This window comes from uncultured Bacteroides sp., assembly GCF_937912035.1.
GTDB lineage: Bacteria > Bacteroidota > Bacteroidia > Bacteroidales > Bacteroidaceae > Phocaeicola.
In genome coordinates, this window is the sequence record NZ_CALDPF010000020.1 from 15423 (window position 1) to 38096 (window position 22674).

Genomic DNA, 22674 nt, shown 5'->3' on the forward strand with positions numbered 1-22674 from the left:
ACGGAATTATGGTACCATAAACTTTTTACAACTCGATCAAATTAGCTTCCACAGAATTATCCGTTAAATTGTATATCAAGCTATTTATATATAGCGTTTTATTTAATGATGTTGAAACAATAGCTGTATATGGTTTTAAATCTCTATTATGTAACATATTACTATATTTGATTCTAGGAATTGAATACTGATTGTAATATTTCTCAATTATAAACTCTTCCATTTTCTTTTGCTCCTCATACTCTTTTTTCGATAGTAGATCTACAAAATCATATCCAGATGTAGTATTTTTAATTACATATGAATAAGATACTGCTTTCGGTGAATAAGTATTAACCCTCAAATTAATATCCTCAAATTCGGTTATATTATCACTATCAATATCATTTGTATAAAGAACATCAGGCTCGTTATTCTCTGGATTGAAAACATCTATGCTTGTGTTTTTGGTCGTGTAAACGAATTTAAAATCACTGATATGGCAACATCTAACAACTGATTCAGGAGGGGTAAATGTACCTCCTTTTTGAGTAAATCCACCTCCTAAATTCTCAAGAGAATACACTTTAAATTTAAGAGTTCCTTGTAGAATCATATTACTTGGTAAAGCAATTAGAACTCCATCGCCACTATCTATTAAATTCTCTGTATAGCTAACTTGATTTGTAAGATTATATTCAGTATAGAAAACATCTTCTCCCTCTTTATTTTTTCTGCACAAATAAAATTTGCATTCTTCTTTTTGCCAATCTTTACCGTTATAGTAGTATTCTCCTATCTGTAATTGAACTGGGAATTTACAATCACTAAATACCCCTTCAAATACGACTCTCTTTGGGCTTTCGCCCTCTATGTAATATTGATTCTCAACCATAGCAAAAGGACTCCTGGATAGCATATATCTCATATCTACAATAAAATAACCACCCTTAAAAACTTGATTCTCCTTCTCTATCCAGAAACTCGGAGTATCAGGATATGGCGTTATAGATAGCATTGTTAAGTAGTCTTTCCAGTTTAATGTTGAAGGCTCTCCATCCTCTTTTTTATATTGAGCCATCTTTTGGTAATACGTACCTTTGTATATTCCATTAGAACTAATAATGTTATCCGGAGTAAGTTCTTTAAATTGTTGTTCATTATGCCAAGCTCCGAAGTTCTCCCATTTTTCAGAATTAAAGAATGCCACTAAATATGTATTATCTGTTAGCTCTTCATCCATTATACCTGGTGTGTCATCAAGATTATAATACTTGTTAGGATCTTCATTTTGATTAACAAGATCATCAAATAAATCTGGTAGTAAATCATTAATAGGATTATTGTTTGCCACTATAGAGATTTGATTATAAATATCTCCCATTGATATTGTAGCTTGGTTATTATATATTCCAATCTCTGATATCGTTCTTTTATCTTCTTGGAATGATGCAGAAGAGATTGTATTTTCTATTAAATCGTATTTAATAAAATCATAGTAACCTTTCTTTAAACTCTCATAATCCAAAAGAATATAACTATCCTTATATTGGATTAGAGACATTCCTAAGTATCTTAATATATCTTCTATTACGCTTTTACAAGTCTGTGGCTCCTTGCCTTCATCATAAAAATTTCTTTCTTGGATATATAGACTATTTAGAATATCTTGATCATCATCTATACTCAAAGATTTATGAAGATAGATAGAGTTGATAATATGCCCTTCATCAATTTTAGATAATGCATCTGTGATAATGTTGTAGAAGGAGTTAACGCCATTTCCTGAACTACTATATTTGATATTCTCTAAATTAGATACGACATCTATAAACTCCAATTGAAGCAAATCTAAGCTCGTTTGATACTCCGATGAATAAAGGTTAGGAGTGAGAAATCCCATCCAAAATAACTCCTCATTCTTGTATATCTTAACCATCACATCGTTAATCTTCCCCGTATATAGGTCTGTGAGAATGCTATCAGTCAAAACACTAATAGTACAGCCACTCTGCTTTAATGGCTGGAAAATTTCATCTGATTGATAGGTGATAGTCACGGCATTTGAAGATAGTGTTAACTCTTGGCTAACTATATTTTCTGATTCTTCTACGTTCTTATATATGTGAATACTGACTTTATTATTGTCACGATCGTAAAATGTTGAATGGAATTTCTCTTTATACATCATCTTAATTTATTAGTTTTCCTATTATGATTGTCCAATACCCCTATTAATTCTTGACCTCTGATTTTAAATTCTACCTTACCCCCACCACCATTTGAAGCAGGAGAGCCACCATCAAGTAAAGAGAATAATCTGCTTTGCTGTGTTCCATTCAATATCATCTCTCCACTATTAACCCTAGCTATGTTCAAGTCGCCAATAGGAGATGCGCCACCAACAATACCACCACTTGCATATTTAGGTACGGATGCGAAAGCTGCTGCAACTGATGCAGCTGCTGCACCTACTAATAACCAACCAACAAAAGGAGTCATCGCTGCCGATTTTATAGCTTCTCCTTGTGCTGCTAATTTAGCGTTGAGAGCTTGGATCTCATAGGCTTTTGATAATTGGTTAACAGCAGTAACCATTCCAGCCGTACTAGTCATTAAGTTTCCGGCAAAACTAATCCATTCTCCAGCTGCTCCACTTGTAGCATTTTGAATATTACCCATAATCTGTGCTATTGCATTAAGACTATCTGCAAATTCATTATTGGTTTCTATATCCTCTTGTGTGTAGGTAACTAGTCCTTTAACCTGTAATCCTTTGCCTGGATCTACTTTCTGTTTTAAGGATGTTTTACCATCACCGACCGATGGAGGATTAGGATTATTAGCATAAAAGGAAAGAGTATTGACTATTTCTTTAAGCTCATCTATCTTGGCTTGTAGTGCTACTCTAGCTTGGTCAGATGTAGCTAATTCAAACTCTTTAGAGAGTTTCCCTAATTGTTCTTTGTAATGAGCTATACTACCTTCAGGAAGTATCTCTGTAGAACTACTTCCTCTGAAGTTATCTTTCCCTAATCTTTCAAAAATGGTTTTCCAATCTCCTAATGTACCTGTAGCATCTTTCTCTAGCTTACCAGCCATATCATTCGCTGCTTGAAGAGTCGTTATCATATCCTCATTCAAACCTTCTACTAAGATAGATGCTCTTGATAGGTATTCATACTCCTTGCCGTATTTCTCTTTCAGCTCTGACTCAACCTTTTTAGTATCAACAAAAGATGTATTTCCCATACCATACAATCCGGATACTTTTGACATTTGCCTATTTTGCCCTGTGATCCTTTCCTTATCCTCTTTAAAATCCTCTATTCTCTTTCTCTCTTTGCTGGTTGTGTCAGCAATAGTTAGAAGTTTAGTAAATCCCTCTGCTCCTTTGAAAAACTTAGCAGAGCCGTCTGATAAAGCATTTAAGGTGTTCTTAATAAATACATCGTATTCAGCCTGCCCTCTTGTATTAAGCTCTAATGCTTGCTGACTTAGTTTTCTTGCCCTCGTTTCATACTCCTTCTTTTTGTCCTCATCTTTTTCAACATCAGCCTGTTCCTTTAAAGCAATGATTGCAGCATTGTATCTTTCCATTAATATCTGCCTAACTGCTGCATTCCTCATAAAGTCAATAGTAGACTCTACTGACTTACGTATATTCTCCATACGTTTAAAAAATGATGTATCATCTCCGGTATACAATGAACGGAAGAAATCATCAACACCCTGTTTGGCAGTATCACATACAATTTTAAACTCTCTTTGAACGCTAGCACTTGAATTGATAGCTGAATTAAAAATCTCAAAAGCCCCTACAGCTAAGCCAGCTGATGCTGCTAGCTTACCAACAACTCCAACTATAGCAGAGAATTTATCCTTAAAGGCCTTTTCTGCTTGTTCAGCTTGTCTCTGCATATTCTTTATCTGTTTTGTACTTTTGGTAATATTGTCATCGAAATTACTTCCGTCAAGAAGTAACCTGGTCACTAGATCTGCTACCTGTCCCATATAAGTATTTTCTATATTTTTCTGCCTTAATCTTTAATCTCTCTGCATCATCATTAGTTACTGATATATTCTTCTGTTCTTCATCCCAAGCAAACCTAATGATGTCTGTTAGTTTTAACTTTTTAGTAGAGTTAACCTGAGCTGTCATGTAAGCCATTAATCTTGCTTGCTCCCAACTATCCCTATGTTGTAAATGGGCAGATTCAATTAACGGCTTAATCTCGTACATCTGCATCTCATCTAGTATGTAGCTCAATGGTATGCCACATCGTGATAGAGTAGTCACTATTTCAGTTGCACTTAGGATTTTTTTTTACTATCAACATCTTTTTCGCTAGGAGCAAAAACCGATTGTTTTTCATTCTCCTTAATTAAAGACTTCCTGAACTCTTGGATTGATTCAGGCTTATTATCTAATTCATCTATCAACTCATCAAAAGTTAACTGCATATCAGGATTATTTGCTAATAAAAGCGCATACAAATAGATGAATTCATCTGTAATAGTATTGATAGCAAAAGCACTTCCTTTAATCTGTTCAAATATGAACATTGCCCGAAGTGTATATTTTATTTTGTAGTTCTTACCTTTTATCTTCATGTGTATAAACAAAAAACCGCCTACGCAAGTGTAAGCGGTTTGTTAATAATTATGCTAACTTGCTTAATTTACCGACTCCCTTAAATGATACCGTGAATGTTGCTTTTTCTCCATTCGGTGCATTCACATCTAGTGAAGTGATAACCACTTTACCCTTGTAGCCACCTGCTGTTGGAGCTGTCCATCCATTTTCAGGAGCATCTGTTAAATCCTTTTCTGCTGCACTCTTTTCGATAGAGAAAATAGCATCTATTGGAGTTTTAGCTATCATCAAATCAAATAGCTCATCAAATCCACTTCCTTTACCATCAACAGAGAATAGATTTTCAGATGATCCTTCAAAAGATAGCTTCTTGATTTCTTGAGAATCCCAATCACCCCCTAAATCCTTATTAGAAGTATCAGCGGTTTCAGCATTGATTGTTAGCTTGTGGCTAGTTGCATTTGCTATTGATTTACTGTCAACAAACCACATCATATCGTTACCCTGTACTATCATATTAAATTAATTTTGATGTTAAATACTAATGTTTGTGTATATGTTTCTTCTATATAATCTTCTGTAGCATTATCAAGAGTTATGGAGGAGATATAAATACCATTATAATTACCCCTTGTTTTTGTGAGTAGGTCACACATGGCTATTGCAATATTTAAAGCTTCATCATAATTTGCAGCACCAATAGCAATTTCAAATTGAATATCCTGTTCAAAAGCCCTTACATCTTTATTATTGGATGTCTGCAAATTCCCTCTTCGGTATACGCATAATGGGAGAGTAGTATTTTCAGGAGCAATGAGAGGATTGATTTTTAAACCTATTGCTTTATTAAGTTCTGCATTCTCTTTTATTAACTGAACTATTACTTTACCTATTTTAAGTGAATCTGAACTATTCATTTTGTGCTAGTTTTATAATGGCCTTTTTAAAATAATCAGTGATTGTCTGAAATACTTTCGTTTCGGTTTGGCTCTTAGCTTCTTTAAAAAAGTATCTACCACTTATTCTCCCTCGGTTTATCCCTTTGTTCTTGGTTTTTCTTGAGTCTGTTCCCTTCTCAAACCATTTCAAGCGATAATCACCCATAATATGAACTTTAGCAAAATTACCTTGTTTCCCTACCCAATACCTAATACCTGATTGAAGTGATTTTCCAGTCTTAGATGCTTTCTTCGTTGCTGTTGTGCCAAATTCTTTTCTAAGGTTTCGCCGAGCTGCCGTTACTAATATTGAGCTACCTTTTTTAAGAGCTTCCCTGTGCGCTTTAGTTTGATTCTTTAAACTTAAATTTGCAAACATTCTGTACACCTGGCGAGCATCAATTTCCAATATGGTTTCTCTATAATTCAGGTCAATCATTAATTAACTCTCCTATAATCTCAATTCCTTGTAAGTCCTTATTCCTGTACAGCGACAAAATTTTATAACTCTTACCATTGTATTTTATCCTCATACTCTCATCTACTTGATGATAGATACGAACATAAAACGTGAAAGTGTATTCATTAAAAATCTCATTGCTATCTACAATCCTTTTACCACCTTTAAAAACAACAGTAGCTCTTGCAGATATAGCATCTTCCCACTCAACAGACCCACCACCATATTCTGATTGTGTGACTCTCTTACGTTGGAATATTATATGCTCTTTTAAATCTCCTGCTCTCATGCTAGTTTTCTAAATGGTTTAATCAATGCTTGTATAGTGTAAGGAACTTCATTCATGTTAATCTTACTTACAGCTTCTCTATTAGCGAAGAAATGCCCACCGATTAGGAGTACCGCTTGCTGTAGTTCAAGCGGTAACTCTCCATCTATGGTTAACTCTTCAAAACTTCTGTTTGTAGCTGTAATTACATGACTCTCCGCTACAGATAATAGATGCAACAAATACTCATCATCTCCGTTGTAGTCATCCATTTGGATGTGCTTTTTAAAAAGTTCTAAGTTTACCATGATACATCTATTATCTTGAAGTTAATTTAGGATGCTGCACATTTACCCAAAGCAAATGCATCAGGTCTTAATGTAGTAGTTCCATAATTCACATTAAGAACGAAATCTACTGCATCTTTACGTGCTTGAGAATATGGATCTACGATGAATGAAATATCACCGAATAAACCCATAGGTTGATATCTCCAGTCACCAAGACCGATGTAACCTTCGCCGATAGCTTCTGTAGTATATACTGGAATACCAGCTATCTTATCATTTTCACAAACCATGATACCACTACCTGCATCTTTTGGAGTAGCTTCTGCAATAGCTTTTTGAGCTTTAGTCATTACCCAGCATAGATGCTCACCATCAACACCTTTTTTAAGTACATTTGCTTTAAGAGTGTTGAATTCTTTGAATGTTGGCTCTGCGCTTAGAGAAGTAGCTTTAGAAGCTAGACCTACGAATGGACCAACTAAAGAAGTAGCGTTAGTTACTTTTGTAGTGCTAAACATCACTTTGTTAAGCAATTTCTGTACAGCTAAAGGCATTACCTTTTTAACGATCATTTCTAATACTCCCTCTGTTTGGTTGATTGCCTGGCGTGTTACAGGAATAGCAATACCAACTCTTTGAGGAGATGCAGTTAGTTTAGATAGATTAATCTTAGTATCTGTAAGTGCTACACCTTCGCCCTGGATAGTAGCTTCTACAGCTTCATATACTGGCCAAATATAGTCACCTGCTAAACCTGTCATCATAGGCAAGCCTACTTTATCAAGGATAAGGCCTTCTACCAATGGCTCAACTATATCCTGAATCTTAACCGGTACTATACCACCTTCATTTCCATCTGCTACTACGATAAGATCGCGAGTCAATAGGATTTGAGTTTGACGGCCGGCTACCATGTTTTCACGGATAACCTTATCTGCGTTTTGAGCTGGATTAGGATTTTCTTTAGCATAATCAGCAGCTAGAGAATTCATTCTCATTTCTAAGTGTTGATTCTCTCTACACAATACTTTGTACTCTTGATTTTCTTCATCGTTACGTTCACGATTTTCTTTCTCACATACATCAGCAATTGCCTTAATTCTGTCGCAATTTTCTTGATACTTGTTTAATAGATCTCTAGTAATGAATTTTTTAGACATAATACAATTAAATATTTAAAAGATTAATATTTGCTTTTTCGCGCATCTCTTTTACCTGATGCACTGCTCTCTCGTTTGTGCTGTTAGTTTCTTCTGTGATACCGAATAGCTCCCTTTCCTCTACACTACATTCTGTATCAGGATAAGCAGGATCGGTTGTTAATGTGAAGTCATAGATTCCTGTGATGACTCTTACGATGTGTGTTAATGTCTTGTCATCGCCGTTACTTGAGAATTCCTTCTCTACATAATCTCGGTTGTAGTAGTGAGTAGTAAATGCAAAGCTGCATCCACTTATATCACCTCTTTTAACTAATTCGATAGCCTTGTCGCCGTCAATAGTTTTTGGTGCTTCAAATTCAAATGATACTCCTCTCTCATCAATATCATACTTGAGTGTACCTTCACCCTTTTTACTGCGAGCCAATATCAAATGATTGTCGTGAAACATAGTCATCTTAATATCACTCTCATCCAAAAGCTGGCGTGTAATTGCTGAAGGTGATATCTTCTCATAATACTTCACTCCGTCATTCTCAAATAACATTGCAGATGGAGTATCAAATAGAATAGCGTATCCAGTAATTATACGGCTCTCTACGCCGTCTATCTCTCGGAGAGATAAAGGAGAAATAGTGTGTAATGTGCGTTTAATTGCTTTCATCTATTTTCGTGTTGAATTCATTAATACTTTTCAGATTGGCAGATACTAGAACTCTATCACCACCTTCAACGGATGGCATATTTTCTTCTTTCCTCCATTCGTTGACTGTGTAAAGACCAGAAGCGATTGTTTGATTGATATATCTTACCTTTGATTCAAGATCGCAAGCATATAATCCCTTTCTATCGAATTGGAATTTCCTCTTACAGCAGAGAGCAGGAGATATCAGTTTTCTATGTAGTTCGATTTCTATCTTTCTTAGAAGTGGATTGAGTGTATTACTTAGGAAGGCCACATTTGCCATCTCGGCTGATTTGTAGTTGTTTGAGACATCAGCAAAAACAAATGATGGATGAACACCGAAGAATCTACATACCTCTATTGCAGTGAATTTGCGAGTTTCTAAAAACTGCATATCTGTAGATGATAGGGATAGAGAATTGAATTGTACTTGGCCAGGAAGTGAAACTATTCTTTTACCTGAACGGAATTTAGAATCCAAATCATCAGCTGTTTTCCCTAATTCGCTATCTTGATACTCTCCAAATCCTCGTACGCAGGTATCATTACTTACTATACCTCTAACATTACCACCGTTAACAAACCTATTCAAGGTTTCATTGTCTCCACTCAATGCAATATCAGTAGTGAGCTTTGCAAATGATAGGGTAGAGATGCCATTCTTTCCATCATAGCTGTAGTTCTTAATGTGAATGATTTCTTCTTCCTTGAATGTACCACTAACACAATTAACGCTATCATTAATAGTGTATATATCATTGTTAGTGTCGTGAGCTACACAAGTAGGATCTACCAATACTAATCTATCCAAGTCAAGCCCTATGTACATAGGAACGATATACGCATTACCTTTGGTGAGAAGATATTGGATTGTCTGTTTCCAAAAATCAAAAGCAGACATCGAGCTACATGGTTGCACATTTAGGAGATAATGAAGATGATCCTCTCTGTCCTCTACAAAGATTCCATCTTTAAAACGCATCACCTGTAATGGTAAGTTAGCCACTGAATCAGATAGTAAGTTGATGCATCTAAATGCTGTTGATACATTGAGAGCATTACCATTGATTGATAATGAATATACCTCTCTGCTAATACCCATTCGTGCTGGTGATTCACTTGTGCTACGCTTAAAAAGATTTCTGATGCTATCTAAAATCATAACTGCCTTTTATATAGCCTAGAAATAGCTGAAAGTGGTACCACCTATCTTTCGTAATCCATGAATAACCTCATGCACATTAATTTAGTGATAACGCCATCTATCTTTTGATTTCTGTTTCGTTTGATTGGCTTGCAGTTCTCTAATTTGTCTGAATCAAGAATAGCATTTGAAAAACAATAGGCATTAATTGGATTGTCATTAATAAATATCTTTCCTGTTTTAGCTCCATGCTCAAAACTCTCCACTGGTGCTGTGAAGTTTCCATATGTCTGTTTAACACCTCTTATCACGCTTGAAGCTCCAGCAGCAGAAAGCATATTGATTACCTCTTGACTTTTCCAAGGATCATAGCCAATACCAAGAATTTTAACCTTCTTGTTAAGGAAAAGGATGTAATCCACGATTTCCCTATAGTCAATTACTTCTCCCTTGGTTAGCTTTAAATATCCTTTCTCTGCCCAAGTTCGATATAGAGATTCATTAGGATGCCCACTTAATGCACCTTCAGGGAAAAAATATGATGTGTGAAAGTTAAATGTACGTGATGAAGGATTATACATACCCATTGTAACTGCGCTGAAGTCATCACTTTCTGAAAGGTCAATAGATACCATCGCATCTGGTCTGCCTATGATAGAGTCAAGATGCATAGGTTTACTAATATGTCTTGCTAGCGTTCCACTAATCCAACATCTCTGCTCATTCTCTGAATACACATTTAATAACTTTGTCCTAAATGCTAACATTGACTCTGCACCATTTCTCAATGCAGATGCATACTCTCTTCTGTAAAAATCAAGTGAGACAGTAATACCCATGTGAGGATGAACTTTTATCCACGTCTCCTCACTATCTTCAGGATCATCCACATCAGGCTCGAAGATGTGAGCAAAAACACTATCATCCTCATAGTCGCCAAGTAATAGATTCTTGTATCCTTGAAGCATTGAATAGAATGGGCCATCCATTACATCCGATGCAGTAGTAATGATGACAGTTAAAGGATTATCACGAACACCCATAGATGTAGTAAGCACAGACAATAGATCACTATCTTTCGCTTGAGAGAATTCATCCATGATAACAGTAGATGCATTAAGGCCATCCTTAGTTCTTGCGTTAGCCGTTAAGCATTGTGCAAATGCTGTTCTATCTTTTCTCCTTCCCTTGATAATCTGCTCGTTGATTGTATATCTCTTCTGTTTTGGATCGAGTTTCTTCATGCAACCACGTATAACATCAAAACACTTTTTGGCTTGGTCGTGGCTGTTTGCTCCAGTGTAGCTCTCTGCATTCGCATCACCATAGAGCAAATCATATATTGCAAAGCTCGCACTACTTGTTGTTTTGCTGAATTTTCTTGGAACGAACAATAGTACCTCTCGCACTACTCGTTTGTTATCTTTCCAAAAAGCGAAAATACTAGCGAATTGGAACGCTTGTACCGGTGTTAATCTATACCTCTGCTGTCCTTTCTTTCCCGGGAAATAAAGCGATTCGTAAAGGTCATAGAACAGATGTACTTCGGTAATATTAATGCCGTATTTATCCACCATCTTAAAAAAACGATTAACGGCAAGTTGTTCAAATAGATTGTGCTTTTGAGGATTTGATATGACTTCACAGACATACACATCTATTCTGCTATCAACCTGTGATAACTCATAACTATCTATGTCTATTAATTTCAGCTCATCTGTAACTTTTAATTTCGCTTCGTGTAGTCTATCTTTTTCTTCTTCTGTCATTTTCTAAGCACTTTAGGATGCTCTCTTTTCTCTTCAAGTTTCTTAGTTAAGTTAACTAATGGGTCATCATCAATCTCACCGCTTAAATCTTCAACGGTTAATTTCAATGCTTTCATATTTCTCGTGATAGATTCTTGAGCATCCTTAGTTATTTTGAATGCAGGATGAGGAGCTATCTTTTTTCCGTATCGTGTTTCTTCCCATACGGTCACCTCACTCAACGTATCGATCTGTTCATTCGCCATCTCTAAGTTTCTCATTGCACTTGCAAGAGCAATTACTTGAGCATTTAAAGCAACACTATACTGATTATGCTGCTTTAAAGCTTTAATAATTATTTTTTTATGTTCTTCAATTGTTTTTGCCATAAATCAAAAGTTCCGCAAATTCAAAAAATTACTCACATATTTACGTGTTGGGCTCAAGGGGTTTAAAGGCAGCACCCCTTTTTTAAAAATATCCCCCCCTCAAAAGAATTTATCAATAAAGGCCTTAACCTTTTCTTTCTGTCTCTCCTTGTTGGCTTGCTTACTTCCCTTGTTTAACTCCATATGAACTTCTACATGACATTGATGACATAAGCTCATAAGGTTGCTGATGTTATAAGCTAAAGCCGTTTTAAGGTTTAATGTAGTTGCTTCTTCTATTGGCTTTATATGATGTACTTCTGTTGCATGAGATAGCTTGTTATCCTTATAGCATCTCTCACAGAGAGGATTCTTTGTTAACTTCTCTTTACGTACCTTTCGCCATTTGTTAGCGTTAATTAGCTTTATGTAATCTCTATCATTTGCCATGTCTATATAACCTTGAATTGCCGTGTACTGGTACCTCATCAGAAGATGGTTGCTTTTCGTGGTATGATAACTCATTGAATATTAGGTCTATTTCCTGACTAACATCTTCAGGTGTATCAAGCATTTGCTCTTCTTTGGGCTTTAGTCTATCCATCCAAATGTTTATCATAGCTGAAACCATTTCACACACACTACTAAAGCTATACATTCTGCATAGTTCATGTAGTGTGTTGTAGGTATCATCTGAAACACTTAGATTAATTCTCTTTCGCATTTGCTGTTTACTATTCTTTGATATTATAAACTTAGTAAAAAATATGCTTAATATGTATAACTAAACAGTAATTAATATGTTATAAATCAGCAGTATAATAATAGTATGGTTGTCTATGTAGTTGCAACAAGAATAAGGAAGTGCGTAATAGCATGGTACATATCCTTACTATTACACACCATAATCTTATCATCTTGTTCTACATTCAACCTCTTTGTTCACTTTCTCAATAAATGCTTGTCTGTATTCTTCTGTACGTTTTGACTTGGGTACTAAAATAACTGTATGATGATTAATCCTGAATGGGAATAGTTTTTCATGTCTTTTCCTTGCTGCTTCCATTTTCTCCTCTAATCCGTCACTATTTTGGGTTGTATCTGCTTTCATATCTTTTCATGTGTTTGTTAATAATGTTTTCTACTGGGAATTTACATTCATCACATATATCAGCGTGTAGGTCGCTTAATTCTTCGCTATTCAATCCGTCTATGAAGTTGATAAGATTTATAGCTGATTTCTTGATTGCTTTGACTTCTTTAGATAGTACAGTGCTAACGATACCGAACTTCTTTAGGTAAGCGTCAAATTCTATTGCTGCACTATCTAATAGGTCTGAATAGACAAAGATTTTATTCATCTTAATCATCGCTTCATCTTTCTCTTCTCTTGTCATTTCAGGCAATATACTTCTTAGTGGAACGTGTTCTATTTCCAGTGCTTTAATTTGCCTTAATACTGTTGCTGCTTGCATTGGCTTGCATTTGAGTAAAAGCTCACTATGTTTTTTCTTAAGCTTTTCTATTTGGTTAATTCTTTCTGCTATTGTCATAATATCTCCCCATTTAAAAATTTAACTTCTTCTTCATCATACCAGAACTCTATACACAATGGTCTTAGTGAGAACAGCATAGAAGCGAATGAATGTTTAGATCTTATTCTTCTTCCCATATTCTCTGCTGCAATCGCATCTTCTAAATCTATCTTTCCATGTTCCCACATCTTCCATGCTTTGTGTTCTGTATCAAAAGTTCTATTAAAAACATCTGCTCTTAACTTCTCTACTAGGTTTGTCATAAGCAGACCATAGAAGCTGAACATTACTCCAGCAAAAGCGAGTATTTCAATTAATGTTATTGTCATAGCAACTCCTTTACTTCATTTATCTGCTTCTTAAAATTCTCATAGAAAGCATCTCGCATTTCTAATGTTGGGAAGGCAAGTAGCTGTTTGCCATAGGAAAAACAGCACGTTCTGATTTGATGGTAAACTTCGTATATTACATACTTTATTGAGTCTTCTATCCAATCAGCTTTCCATGGTTTACCTAACCCCATTTCTTCTCCTGCAATCTTCCAATAAGCGTCACGGCAGAGGAGGAGTTTTTGGAATGTTCTTAATTTATCAGACATATAACCATAGATGGAATATTCATTATCACCTTTACCCCATTTATCATTAAATCCTAATACTTCACAACACTCCTCATAGCTCTTAGGATATTTAAATTTCTTACGGACTACGAAACATCTACCATCTTTCTCTTTTACTTCAAATTTACCGCAAAGTATTAACTCGTATTCATCACGTTGCGCTATGTCAAATGATATTATATCAATATCATACACATGATTTACACCTTTATTTTCCATATTATCTTCTTTTTGTTTATTCATAAATTCAATTAAACTATATTGAGCTGCTTTTATACAAACTTCTTTAAATGCTCTAATTATGCGCTATGTTTACTAATTAAGTAGTTAAGGCTATCCAACAAACCTTGTTGTACGCCTTTTTTACTCTCCAATGTTGCCGCTGCTCTTTCATCTACTGTACCGGAACATATTAACTTATAGACTATAACCGGGTGTTGTTGCCCCTGTCTATGCAATCGGGCGTTTGCTTGCTGGTAGTGTTCTAAGTTCCAACCTGTACCAAACCATACGATATAATGCCCTCCTTGCTGCATATTCAAGCCGTATGCTGTACTTGCAGGATGAGCCAGTAATACGTCTATCTTCCCGTTGTTCCAATCTATTAGATCCCTTTCGCCCTCATAGCTACGAACTTTATAATCTTTTAGCTTCGCTTGGATCCTGGGTATGTCGTGCTTGTATTGGTAAAATACTAAAACACTGTTCCCATTTGTTGCTTCCACTATCTCGGATAACCGGTCTAATTTTTCACTATGTATCTCGTGTACCTGCCTGTCTTCATCGTATATTGCACCGTTAGCAAACTGACTTAACTTATTCATAAGTCCTGCTGCTGAATTTGCTAGAATATTGCTAGGCTCTCCTGCATGCTTGTCTTTAAACTCCAGTACTTTTTCTTTTTCAAACTTAGTGTAAGCTGCCATCGTCTTACTACTTAGCTCTACATTGGCTGTATGAGTTATCATATCGGGTAGTTGCAAATAATCCTTTGCCTGCATACTTAGGCATATATCGGCTATCTTATTGTGGATAATGTTTTCACAACCTTTTTTCACATCACAACGGACTATTATATTATTCCATTTGTGCGTTTCAAAGTAGGCTTCCCTGTATTTGCTTACTGATTTGCCTAGTCTTTCTCCTTGATCTATGCAGTACATCTGCGCCCATAGATCTATTAATCCGTTTGGCGCCGGTGTTCCGGTTAGTCCGATAACACGCTTAACACTTGGTCTGGCTATTCTCATAGCTTTAAATCTTTCGCTCTTTGCGCTCTTAAAACTTGTCAGTTCGTCAATCACTAAGACATCAAACGGAAGTTGTCCCCCATATTTTCCAACTAACCAGACAAAATTATCTCGCCCTGTTACATAAACATCTGCCTTTTGCGCTAGTGCTATGCATCTTTGCTTTTCGCTACCTAATACCTTAACTACTTTTAGATCATGTAAGTGTTCCCACTTTTCAGCCTCTGTACTCCACGTTGTCTCTGCTACCTTTTTAGGCGCAACAACCAAAACGCGGCTTATCTCGCAGTAGTCAAATAGTTCCTGTATAGCTGTTAGTGTCGATACTGTTTTTCCAAGTCCCATATCCAGGAATAAACCACAATAGGGTTTATCGATAATCCACTGCATCGCTGTTTTTTGGTAATCGTAAGGTTTAAAAATCATATCATTCTTCCTTTATAAGGTTTTAAGACTTCATCGATATCTGCTTTACTATCACAAACATTAACTATATGTCCGATTTTAGCGATTTGGCATATACGTACTTTCTGTATTGCCTTTAATTGTTCGCCTTTGCTTTTTAGTTCTACCCAGATGGTAATACCCTCGGGTAACAAGCAGATTCTATCGGGATAACCTACCATACTGGGATTAGTGTATTTCAGGCAGATACCTCCCAACTTTTTTATCTCATCTACTAAATATCGCTCTATCGCTTTCTCCGAAACCTCGGCATGTTTGACTATATTTTCTATGCTCCTTTTCATGTGGTAACTGAAACTTAAAATTCCCTATATATATATACTATATACGCGTATACGTGTTTTTTTTATATATAAGTAGGTATATATCTATATATTACATTACTTAACTATTTATATATATATTATAGTTTACATAGTTACACACTAATATAAATATATGATTATCAACAATTTATAATGTAACCGAAAATGTAATTATCAATGTAACCAAATTAGTAGGTTACATTTGTGCGCATTTTCGTTTTTCCCGGCTGCGTGCATTTCCGGTTACAGTTGCGTTATAAATCGTCCTCTTCGACTATTCCATTTTTACGTATAAAACCTTTTTGCACGCCGTACCATTTCTGCGCGTGTCGGCTGGCTCCCATTCGTTCCCAGTCCGGCAAATCATCAATCATTTTGCATATTTTTCTTGATAGATATTTATATTCTTTATCTGCCATATCTCGCCCCATTTGCTCGCAAATGAACTCTGCTGCGCATACCTTTTCTCTTAGTTCCACGCCTTTAGCATCCAACGGGTCGGGGTTCTTTAACCACCTGCGTCGGTCTGTTATATCATAGGTCGCCCAGTCCACCGGTAGTTTGGTATCTAAGAATTTTTGCAGCATTGCCGCTATCGGATCATCGCTGTTGTCGTTATAGTCCTCCTGTCTTTTTCTGGCCTGTATTTCCATTTCGTCGTTTAGGTATAGCTTTTCTCCCTGCTTGTAATAATGCACAGCTTCAGCCCAAAGTTGGTCTCTGTCTCTATCTAATGCTTCTTGCCATTTTTTATGTTTGCGTAAAGCCGGATTTACAGCCATTACCCAAAAGCGGCGGTTTCCATTATCGCCTTTGAGAAATAATACCTCGTTAGTTGTTCCGCAAAATACGCACTGTCTAGGATGTTCAGCAGTTCGTTTTCCGTATGCCGCCCTATAGATATCTACTCTTTTTGATAGATAAGCCTTTACACTTTCCACATCACTACGTTTAATACTTGCTAATTCTCCCATTTCAATAATCCACGCACGGCGCAGTTGCTCCATACCTTCTTTGCCCTCTGTGGTTGTTATGCTATCGTTAAACCATTTGCCACCCATTTTCCCTAGCAGCGTTGATTTACCTACTCCTTCCGGTCCTGTTAGGATTAGACAATAATCGTATTTACATCCTGGATTAAACACACGTGTAACTGCTGCTGTAAAATGCTTACGTGTCATTGTTCGGTTTAGCTCGGTGTCCTCAGCGCCGATATAGTCAATAATTAGGCGTTCCAGGCGTGGCGTACCGTCCCAGGTTAAGCCGTTGAGGTAGTCGCGTATAGGGTGGTAGCTGTGGCGCGTTAGTACAGCGGTCAAAGCGTCGGCGATCTTTTCCTTACCGGTTATATCGTAGTTCTTTTCCAGCCATACGCGTAGGTTAGCGTCGTCGTTATCCGTCCACTGGGTCGCGTATTTGTTCCAAGGCAGCCCTCCAACAACAGCATCCACACCAGCAAATAGATCATGTGTAATTCGTCCTTTTAGTGCAGGATCATTTTCTAATATGAGTAATATATTACCTATAGTACATTGAAGCTTACCTGATTTGCTATATTCTAATTCAGCTTTCCATTCGTCGCTGTAGTCCTCGGGTATCTCCACTCCCTGGAAATCATCCTCTACAGATTTACTGCGCTCTCTTGATAAGAGCAGCTTTACATTATGATCTTTTCTTGCCATTTCCTGCATAGCTTCAAATGATGGCTTACGTGTAACATCCAGTGCGCGGCTTCCCTCATCTTTCGCGCCGTATAGGTGTATGCGGCATAAGTCGAAAGCGTTACATAGCTGTCTACTTGCAGGATCTGTTTCGTGGTGCGAAAAGGCAAATTTTCCCTCGTAGCAAACCAAACCACCGGCGACGCTACCTAGCTTGTAGGTATATCGCCCGTCGGCTCCGGTTGCTTCGTAGCTGTCAGGTAGAAATTTCTCTATCGCTTCTTCGATACTGTAGGCACGGCAAAACGCTCCTATCAGTCCGGGTTTCTCCGTTGGATCTCCTGCTTTCTTTATCTCGTGGGCTATTATGTCGCCCTCTCTGCTTGATATAGGCCATGCGCTTACGTCCTTATAATCTACGTATTGTGCTAATATTTGGTCTACGTTACATGCTGGTCCGTCTTGATAATCAAAAACATACTCTGCGTCCTTACTGGTGCTGGGCCAATAAAATAGTCGTGGTAATTCATAAGTGGTATCATCGAAAAGATCTATACCGATTTCGGCTGCTATCTTACGACAAAGGGGCTCATATTCTGCCGGTGTGACTTGTCTGTTTAGTGGAAATACTAACCTATAGCGCGGTGTCTTTTCGCTGTGTTTATGCGTGCTGTATATCATTGCCGCGAAACTAAATGCCATTTGGAAATCTTCCCACACGTCTAAGGTTCCATAGTCAATATCCAGAGTAGCCACGCTTCGATATAAAACGTTTGTATTCTTTCGTACTCCACCACTAAGATATCCCCCTACAAATCCACCCACATCTTTTACATTGCTTTGCTCCTCACGTGTCATACGCTCATACTCTGCTGCTGTTTCGCCTGTACGCCTTGTTTGGCTACAGCGTTCTAGTAGTTCGGACCATTGCCAATGCCTATTTCTCCATTTTTTAGACAAGCGGCTATGAGCTGTTGCTAAGTCTATCGTAAAATCATATTTTAATTTAATCTTCATATTTCACTATCTTATTAATAAAGTACTTGATATTTTCAGCGTCGCAGTAAATTGTTATCCGTCTTACCTTAGTACGGCATCTGCTCACTCTGATAGCATGTGGCGTTGGTTCGTCCTCAAAACGTCGATATATATTCTGCAAAAGTGTAGCGGAAACATCGACTGTTACCTTACCATTAAAATCTTTTTCTTCCATATATCAATCCTCCGAAATATAATCTATACAACTTTCTTGTTCATCGTCCACCTGATTATTGGTTAAGGCACATTCAAAACATGAATCGTAATGTACACACATCAAACAGTTACCACATTTTTTCATTTTGTCATCATTTGGCATGGTTATCTATTTATTATGGTTATTAATCTTTGAGATAATATGGTGTTGTATATCCTGCGCCTTTTAGCGGCAGGTCGTGGCACCAGTCAATAGGTTTGCTAAAAATATTTTCGACGTCTTGCAGGGTTTGTCCCGGCTCCGCTTCTACCACTATTTCGTCGTGGATATGGAAAACGATATTAAGCCCTGATGCTTCAGCTCTTAAGATGATAAAGCCAAGTATATCTCTTGCAATAGCTTGCACTATGTTCTCTGTCAGCTTACCCCCATAGGTCCGTATCTTTCCCCATTTCTTAGTCGTTTGGTTTGTACCCTCATATTCGATGATTTCGTGATCACCTCTCCATCCATCATTTCGTTCTATTCCTATTTTAGTACGTGGATAGCATATTGTACGCCCCGATGGTAGAGTTATGAGTAACATTCCCCATCTGTATGATACCACTATATTTCGATTTATTGTAGTAGATTCTCCTGTTTTTATTGCTTTTATAGCCGCCGCTTCAATGATACTCCAAAAGCGTACAATTCGCGGATTTGTTTCTCGCCATCGAAGCATAATATCTTTTTCTTCCTGCTCGGTTAATCCCATACGGCTACCTCCCATAGCTTCTAGTGCAGCAACACCACCGCCGTAACCCAAAGCCAAAACTGCGATTTTCCCTTTTTGTCTAAGTTCGGCATTAGGTCCGTGTTTTTCCACTTTGCAATTAAACATTTGTCCTGCTGTTGCACAGTATATATCGCCGCCTGCACGGAATACGTCTAATACCCATTGCTCACCGGCTAACCACGCAATTACTCGCGCCTCGATAGCGGAAAAGTCGCATACGTGGAAGGTGCAGCCGGGCTTTGCAACAAACGCGGTACGTATCAGCTCCGAAAGCACGTGCGTAGGGTTGGCGTAGTTTAGTTGGAAATCATCTAAATCTCCTGCTTTCACCAATTGACGTGCATAGTCTAAATCGGGTAAATGATTCTGTGGTAAGTTCTGCACCTGTACCAATCTACCGGCCCATCGTCCGGTACGTGCTGCACCGTAGAATTGTAATAGTCCATGTATTCGTCCATCGTTACAAACACATTCCAACATAGCCGCATATTTTTTGTTAGATGTTTTACCCATTTCACGGCGTAATTCCAAGGCTCTGCTGGCTTTGCTAAAGAATTTTACTAAAGTCTCTACCTCGTCCAAACTCTTTTTGTTTAGTGTCGTAACAGTTATTCCGCAAGTACGATTCAGATACTCTTTTAGTTGTGTTGTGCTGTTTGGATTCTCAAGACCGGTAATAACTTTCGCCTCTTCCAACAGCTGCGCTTTATACTCCTCGTCAAAGCGTGCTGCGTTTTCGGCTAACTGCCGATCTAACAAAACCCCTCTGTCGTTAATGCGTTGATCTACTGTGTACAGTTCTTCATCAAACTTAGCAGGCTCTAATCTGCGTACTTTGGCTAAAATCTGCTGCTCTACCTCAACGTCGCGGATATTGTACTGCTTGAATAACTCCCAACGGTCGAACGCGTCTGCTGGCATGTGGCGTTTGCCTTTGGTCGGTGTAGAGAAATAGCGTATAAGGGTTTTACCCTCTTTCATCTTCCCCTCTTTCAATCTAAGTACTTCTGCACATTGCTCCAACGATAGAGGCAATGCCATACGTGCAGCACGCACCATAGTACATCTCCATTGTGTAGGATCCATCAATGACCAACCGAAGTAACGACTGATACAAATACGTTCGAAAGCTGCATTAAAAGCTGTTTTAATAACAAGAGGATCCCTTAAAGCATCCACGATTTCGGCAGGTAGTGTTTCGCCTTGTGCTAAATCCACGCATAGCACCGGTCCACCATCTACGCTATAGGAGAATAGCAGTATTGTAAAATCATCTGCTTCTACATAGCGATATATGCCGCAGCTTTTCAGATCGTGGCTGCTGTAAGTTTCAATATCAATGCCTATTTCTCTCATATTAAATCTTGCTTTTGCGATTTTTTTTCTGTTACGTTTATGATTTGGAATTAACACCTATACAAGCGCTGATACTTGCATAGGTGTTGAGTGGTTTATAAATCTTCGTCATCATCCATATCTATATCTGCAAAGTCGCTTTCAGCAGATGCTCTGCCCCCTAGTCTTTCACCATCCTTAAATTTCATAATGTTATTAAGGCCGCATGCTACACCACGGTTACCGCTTACATCGTAGCCAAAGAATGTTACCGAAACAATAGCCCAAACTCCACTGTATATCTCATCTTCATCCATAATCGGTGATTTGTTTTTGTCACAAACTCCTGGGCGTGTGCTGCTCTTTGCGTTTATGTAAAATTTTTCACTATATACGCCATCGTCCTCTTTATCAGTATCACCGTCGCGCAGTGGCATATCTAATTTTTTAGGTTCTTTGCCACCCCATTTTGAAGCTATAGCTGCTTTCTTTGCCGCCTCAATAGCCTGTTGGATAGCCTTAATAGTTTCTTTTTCTTCTTTTGGGATAAGTACGTTAGTCATATACTTACCATTAGCAGTATCTCCATCTGGAGAGTATTTGCTAAATACATGTGTGTAACTCAATCGGCATGGGCCGAAAACTACCTTCGTGTCTTTTACTATTGGTGTAATCATGATTAAATGTTTTTATCTTATTCAATCTCGGAATACGCCGAGCCGTCTTGTTATTTATCTATAAATTGATATCTTTAAAATCATCTGCTACCGGATCTAGGGCAGGTCGTTTGTCGCTTTCAGGAGCTAGTGTAGGTTTGCCTTGTGGCTTTTCTACGTATTCACCACATATAACAGCAAACTGTTTCTTTCCTGTTAGCTTCTCCAGTTCGGTAATTGTACGTAGCTCTTGAGGCTTGTAAATTTCTGTAGTTTTGTAGCCTGCTTTGTTTAGCGCTAAAGCTGCACCCTCTTGGTCGGTAATCTTACGGACGCTGCGTCCTTCAACGATTTTCCAACCCGGTAATTGTATACCGCTTAACGCTTGTTGTAGTGCGTAGTCCTCTACACCTGCTAACCACGTTTTTACGATTGGCAAAATAGGTAATACATCGCCGGCTAATTCTTCGGCGCTTAGCAGCTTCGGATCTTGGTAATTTTCTGCGGCCTGTTTGCAGCGGTCTGTCAATGCTCGGCAGCTGCTTTTTACCTTGCAGAATTGGCACCACTCGCCAGGTACTTGCGGGCCGTTACCCTCATATGCCTGTCTTGCCTTTGGCACTAGTACCGTATCAGCCCACACCATTAATTCTGAAACGGTTAACTCGTCATCACTTAAGTTCTCGATGCGTGGCTGTATAATTGTCATTCGCACCTTATCTATTTTGTATTCAAAACTGAATTTTTCAAAAGCACCTAAAGCATATATCTTCATTTGCGGATTATCGACAGCTGATACCTTAACGCCTTTTCCATATTTGAAATCTATTATCTCCATAGTTCCGTCGGCGATGATAATAGCGTCGGCAGTTCCGAAAGCATCGGGTATATATTCGCTGAAATCTAATCTCGTTTCAATGAGTAGCTGCGCATCTTTAGTAATGGCGCGTGCGGCGTTGAATCTCTCCAGTACTATAGTTTTATAGGTGTCTGTATATTCGTCCATTTCGCCTGAATGGTAGCGCTCATATAATGATGCTATCTCTTTAGCTTCTGAATCGGTAGGCGTGCCTAAAAACTCTTTCAATTTCTTCGCGCAATAAGCGTGTGCCAATGACCCCTCGGCGGCGTAGTCGCTGCCTTTGTCTATTACACCAGCCTCCAAACGTGGAGCAGGTGTACAGTTTATCCATCTATGAGCTGATGACGGACTTAATAAGGCATGTGAATTATTTTCCATA

At 37.8% G+C, this 22674-nt stretch carries 26 protein-coding genes; all 26 read right to left on the bottom strand.

What is annotated here, in order from left to right; genetic code table 11:
- Positions 1-25: 25 nt before the first annotated feature.
- Positions 26-2170, bottom strand: a complete 2145-nt coding sequence (locus Q0486_RS03060) for a hypothetical protein (protein WP_299230237.1) — start codon at positions 2168-2170, stop codon at positions 26-28.
- The gene (locus Q0486_RS03065; protein ID WP_299230238.1) at positions 2167-3993 is read right to left on the bottom strand and encodes a hypothetical protein; all 1827 of its coding nucleotides are present in this window, start codon (positions 3991-3993) and stop codon (positions 2167-2169) included. Before Q0486_RS03065 ends, Q0486_RS03060 begins: the two co-directional genes overlap by 4 nt.
- Positions 3953-4222 carry a hypothetical protein gene (locus Q0486_RS03070; protein ID WP_299230239.1) on the bottom strand — a complete coding sequence of 90 codons (270 nt, stop codon included), beginning with the start codon at positions 4220-4222 and terminating at the stop codon, positions 3953-3955. The genes Q0486_RS03065 and Q0486_RS03070 overlap by 41 nt, the downstream gene beginning before the upstream one ends.
- Positions 4223-4293: 71 nt before the next feature.
- Positions 4294-4593 carry a hypothetical protein gene (locus tag Q0486_RS03075; protein ID WP_299230240.1) on the bottom strand — a complete coding sequence of 100 codons (300 nt, stop codon included), beginning with the start codon at positions 4591-4593 and terminating at the stop codon, positions 4294-4296.
- Between the two features lie 49 nt (positions 4594-4642).
- Positions 4643-5092: a phage tail tube protein gene (locus Q0486_RS03080; protein WP_299230241.1), complete on the bottom strand. Its 450-nt coding sequence runs from the start codon at positions 5090-5092 to the stop codon at positions 4643-4645.
- A complete protein-coding gene (locus Q0486_RS03085; protein WP_299230242.1) occupies positions 5089-5493 on the bottom strand; it encodes a DUF3168 domain-containing protein in 405 nt (134 codons plus the stop codon). The genes Q0486_RS03080 and Q0486_RS03085 overlap by 4 nt, the downstream gene beginning before the upstream one ends.
- Positions 5486-5953 carry a hypothetical protein gene (locus tag Q0486_RS03090; protein ID WP_299230243.1) on the bottom strand — a complete coding sequence of 156 codons (468 nt, stop codon included), beginning with the start codon at positions 5951-5953 and terminating at the stop codon, positions 5486-5488. Before Q0486_RS03090 ends, Q0486_RS03085 begins: the two co-directional genes overlap by 8 nt.
- Positions 5946-6263, bottom strand: coding sequence for a phage head closure protein (locus Q0486_RS03095; protein ID WP_299230244.1), 318 nt, complete (start codon positions 6261-6263; stop codon positions 5946-5948). Before Q0486_RS03095 ends, Q0486_RS03090 begins: the two co-directional genes overlap by 8 nt.
- Positions 6260-6550 carry a head-tail connector protein gene (locus Q0486_RS03100; protein WP_299230245.1) on the bottom strand — a complete coding sequence of 97 codons (291 nt, stop codon included), beginning with the start codon at positions 6548-6550 and terminating at the stop codon, positions 6260-6262. Before Q0486_RS03100 ends, Q0486_RS03095 begins: the two co-directional genes overlap by 4 nt.
- A 26-nt stretch (positions 6551-6576) precedes the next feature.
- Positions 6577-7692 (bottom strand): phage major capsid protein, encoded by a 1116-nt coding sequence (locus tag Q0486_RS03105; protein WP_299230246.1) that lies wholly within the window; start codon positions 7690-7692, stop codon positions 6577-6579.
- A 7-nt stretch (positions 7693-7699) separates the two neighbouring features.
- Positions 7700-8356, bottom strand: coding sequence for an HK97 family phage prohead protease (locus tag Q0486_RS03110; RefSeq protein WP_299230247.1), 657 nt, complete (start codon positions 8354-8356; stop codon positions 7700-7702).
- Positions 8343-9539 (bottom strand): phage portal protein, encoded by a 1197-nt coding sequence (locus tag Q0486_RS03115; protein WP_299230248.1) that lies wholly within the window; start codon positions 9537-9539, stop codon positions 8343-8345. The genes Q0486_RS03110 and Q0486_RS03115 overlap by 14 nt, the downstream gene beginning before the upstream one ends.
- 44 nt (positions 9540-9583) lie before the next feature.
- A complete protein-coding gene (locus Q0486_RS03120; protein WP_299230249.1) occupies positions 9584-11290 on the bottom strand; it encodes a terminase TerL endonuclease subunit in 1707 nt (568 codons plus the stop codon).
- On the bottom strand, positions 11287-11658 hold the full coding sequence (locus tag Q0486_RS03125; RefSeq protein WP_299230250.1) for a P27 family phage terminase small subunit: 372 nt from the start codon (positions 11656-11658) through the stop codon (positions 11287-11289). The genes Q0486_RS03120 and Q0486_RS03125 overlap by 4 nt, the downstream gene beginning before the upstream one ends.
- 99 nt (positions 11659-11757) lie before the next feature.
- On the bottom strand, positions 11758-12126 hold the full coding sequence (locus tag Q0486_RS03130; RefSeq protein ID WP_299230251.1) for an HNH endonuclease: 369 nt from the start codon (positions 12124-12126) through the stop codon (positions 11758-11760).
- A 424-nt stretch (positions 12127-12550) separates the two neighbouring features.
- Positions 12551-12748, bottom strand: coding sequence for a hypothetical protein (locus Q0486_RS03135; RefSeq protein WP_299230252.1), 198 nt, complete (start codon positions 12746-12748; stop codon positions 12551-12553).
- A complete protein-coding gene (locus tag Q0486_RS03140; RefSeq protein ID WP_299230253.1) occupies positions 12723-13190 on the bottom strand; it encodes a hypothetical protein in 468 nt (155 codons plus the stop codon). The genes Q0486_RS03135 and Q0486_RS03140 overlap by 26 nt, the downstream gene beginning before the upstream one ends.
- The gene (locus Q0486_RS03145; protein WP_299230254.1) at positions 13187-13501 is read right to left on the bottom strand and encodes a hypothetical protein; all 315 of its coding nucleotides are present in this window, start codon (positions 13499-13501) and stop codon (positions 13187-13189) included. The genes Q0486_RS03140 and Q0486_RS03145 overlap by 4 nt, the downstream gene beginning before the upstream one ends.
- Complete coding sequence (locus tag Q0486_RS03150) at positions 13498-14010, bottom strand: hypothetical protein (protein WP_299230255.1); 513 nt, start codon at positions 14008-14010, stop codon at positions 13498-13500. The genes Q0486_RS03145 and Q0486_RS03150 overlap by 4 nt, the downstream gene beginning before the upstream one ends.
- An 80-nt stretch (positions 14011-14090) precedes the next feature.
- On the bottom strand, positions 14091-15467 hold the full coding sequence (locus tag Q0486_RS03155; RefSeq protein ID WP_299230256.1) for a DEAD/DEAH box helicase: 1377 nt from the start codon (positions 15465-15467) through the stop codon (positions 14091-14093).
- Positions 15464-15790 carry a VRR-NUC domain-containing protein gene (locus tag Q0486_RS03160; protein ID WP_299230257.1) on the bottom strand — a complete coding sequence of 109 codons (327 nt, stop codon included), beginning with the start codon at positions 15788-15790 and terminating at the stop codon, positions 15464-15466. The genes Q0486_RS03155 and Q0486_RS03160 overlap by 4 nt, the downstream gene beginning before the upstream one ends.
- A 275-nt stretch (positions 15791-16065) precedes the next feature.
- Positions 16066-18489 carry a virulence-associated E family protein gene (locus tag Q0486_RS03165; RefSeq protein WP_299230258.1) on the bottom strand — a complete coding sequence of 808 codons (2424 nt, stop codon included), beginning with the start codon at positions 18487-18489 and terminating at the stop codon, positions 16066-16068.
- Positions 18479-18685, bottom strand: coding sequence for a hypothetical protein (locus Q0486_RS03170; protein WP_299230259.1), 207 nt, complete (start codon positions 18683-18685; stop codon positions 18479-18481). Before Q0486_RS03170 ends, Q0486_RS03165 begins: the two co-directional genes overlap by 11 nt.
- 166 nt (positions 18686-18851) lie before the next feature.
- Entirely contained in the window at positions 18852-20798 is a 1947-nt protein-coding gene (locus Q0486_RS03175) for a DNA polymerase (RefSeq protein WP_299230260.1), read from the bottom strand.
- 95 nt (positions 20799-20893) lie between these two features.
- Entirely contained in the window at positions 20894-21454 is a 561-nt protein-coding gene (locus Q0486_RS03180; protein ID WP_299230261.1) for a DUF2815 family protein, read from the bottom strand.
- A gap of 58 nt (positions 21455-21512) precedes the next feature.
- Positions 21513-22673: a DUF2800 domain-containing protein gene (locus tag Q0486_RS03185; protein WP_299230262.1), complete on the bottom strand. Its 1161-nt coding sequence runs from the start codon at positions 22671-22673 to the stop codon at positions 21513-21515.
- Position 22674 lies beyond the last annotated feature (1 nt).

Coding starts and splice junctions, on each gene's coding strand:
- Q0486_RS03170 (WP_299230259.1), bottom strand. CDS start 18,685: ATGGAAGAAAAAGATTTTAATGGTAAGGTAACAGTCGATGTTTCCGCT.
- Q0486_RS03175 (WP_299230260.1), bottom strand. CDS start 20,798: ATGAGAGAAATAGGCATTGATATTGAAACTTACAGCAGCCACGATCTG.
- Q0486_RS03135 (WP_299230252.1), bottom strand. CDS start 12,748: ATGAAAGCAGATACAACCCAAAATAGTGACGGATTAGAGGAGAAAATG.
- Q0486_RS03140 (WP_299230253.1), bottom strand. CDS start 13,190: ATGACAATAGCAGAAAGAATTAACCAAATAGAAAAGCTTAAGAAAAAA.
- Q0486_RS03160 (WP_299230257.1), bottom strand. CDS start 15,790: ATGAAAAGGAGCATAGAAAATATAGTCAAACATGCCGAGGTTTCGGAG.
- Q0486_RS03065 (WP_299230238.1), bottom strand. CDS start 3,993: ATGGGACAGGTAGCAGATCTAGTGACCAGGTTACTTCTTGACGGAAGT.
- Q0486_RS03145 (WP_299230254.1), bottom strand. CDS start 13,501: ATGACAATAACATTAATTGAAATACTCGCTTTTGCTGGAGTAATGTTC.
- Q0486_RS03115 (WP_299230248.1), bottom strand. CDS start 9,539: ATGATTTTAGATAGCATCAGAAATCTTTTTAAGCGTAGCACAAGTGAA.
- Q0486_RS03130 (WP_299230251.1), bottom strand. CDS start 12,126: ATGAGGTACCAGTACACGGCAATTCAAGGTTATATAGACATGGCAAAT.
- Q0486_RS03120 (WP_299230249.1), bottom strand. CDS start 11,290: ATGACAGAAGAAGAAAAAGATAGACTACACGAAGCGAAATTAAAAGTT.
- Q0486_RS03095 (WP_299230244.1), bottom strand. CDS start 6,263: ATGAGAGCAGGAGATTTAAAAGAGCATATAATATTCCAACGTAAGAGA.
- Q0486_RS03105 (WP_299230246.1), bottom strand. CDS start 7,692: ATGTCTAAAAAATTCATTACTAGAGATCTATTAAACAAGTATCAAGAA.
- Q0486_RS03125 (WP_299230250.1), bottom strand. CDS start 11,658: ATGGCAAAAACAATTGAAGAACATAAAAAAATAATTATTAAAGCTTTA.
- Q0486_RS03100 (WP_299230245.1), bottom strand. CDS start 6,550: ATGGTAAACTTAGAACTTTTTAAAAAGCACATCCAAATGGATGACTAC.
- Q0486_RS03060 (WP_299230237.1), bottom strand. CDS start 2,170: ATGATGTATAAAGAGAAATTCCATTCAACATTTTACGATCGTGACAAT.
- Q0486_RS03150 (WP_299230255.1), bottom strand. CDS start 14,010: ATGGAAAATAAAGGTGTAAATCATGTGTATGATATTGATATAATATCA.
- Q0486_RS03085 (WP_299230242.1), bottom strand. CDS start 5,493: ATGAATAGTTCAGATTCACTTAAAATAGGTAAAGTAATAGTTCAGTTA.
- Q0486_RS03180 (WP_299230261.1), bottom strand. CDS start 21,454: ATGATTACACCAATAGTAAAAGACACGAAGGTAGTTTTCGGCCCATGC.
- Q0486_RS03110 (WP_299230247.1), bottom strand. CDS start 8,356: ATGAAAGCAATTAAACGCACATTACACACTATTTCTCCTTTATCTCTC.
- Q0486_RS03080 (WP_299230241.1), bottom strand. CDS start 5,092: ATGATAGTACAGGGTAACGATATGATGTGGTTTGTTGACAGTAAATCA.
- Q0486_RS03155 (WP_299230256.1), bottom strand. CDS start 15,467: ATGATTTTTAAACCTTACGATTACCAAAAAACAGCGATGCAGTGGATT.
- Q0486_RS03090 (WP_299230243.1), bottom strand. CDS start 5,953: ATGATTGACCTGAATTATAGAGAAACCATATTGGAAATTGATGCTCGC.
- Q0486_RS03070 (WP_299230239.1), bottom strand. CDS start 4,222: ATGTACGAGATTAAGCCGTTAATTGAATCTGCCCATTTACAACATAGG.
- Q0486_RS03075 (WP_299230240.1), bottom strand. CDS start 4,593: ATGAAGATAAAAGGTAAGAACTACAAAATAAAATATACACTTCGGGCA.
- Q0486_RS03165 (WP_299230258.1), bottom strand. CDS start 18,489: ATGAAGATTAAATTAAAATATGATTTTACGATAGACTTAGCAACAGCT.
- Q0486_RS03185 (WP_299230262.1), bottom strand. CDS start 22,673: ATGGAAAATAATTCACATGCCTTATTAAGTCCGTCATCAGCTCATAGA.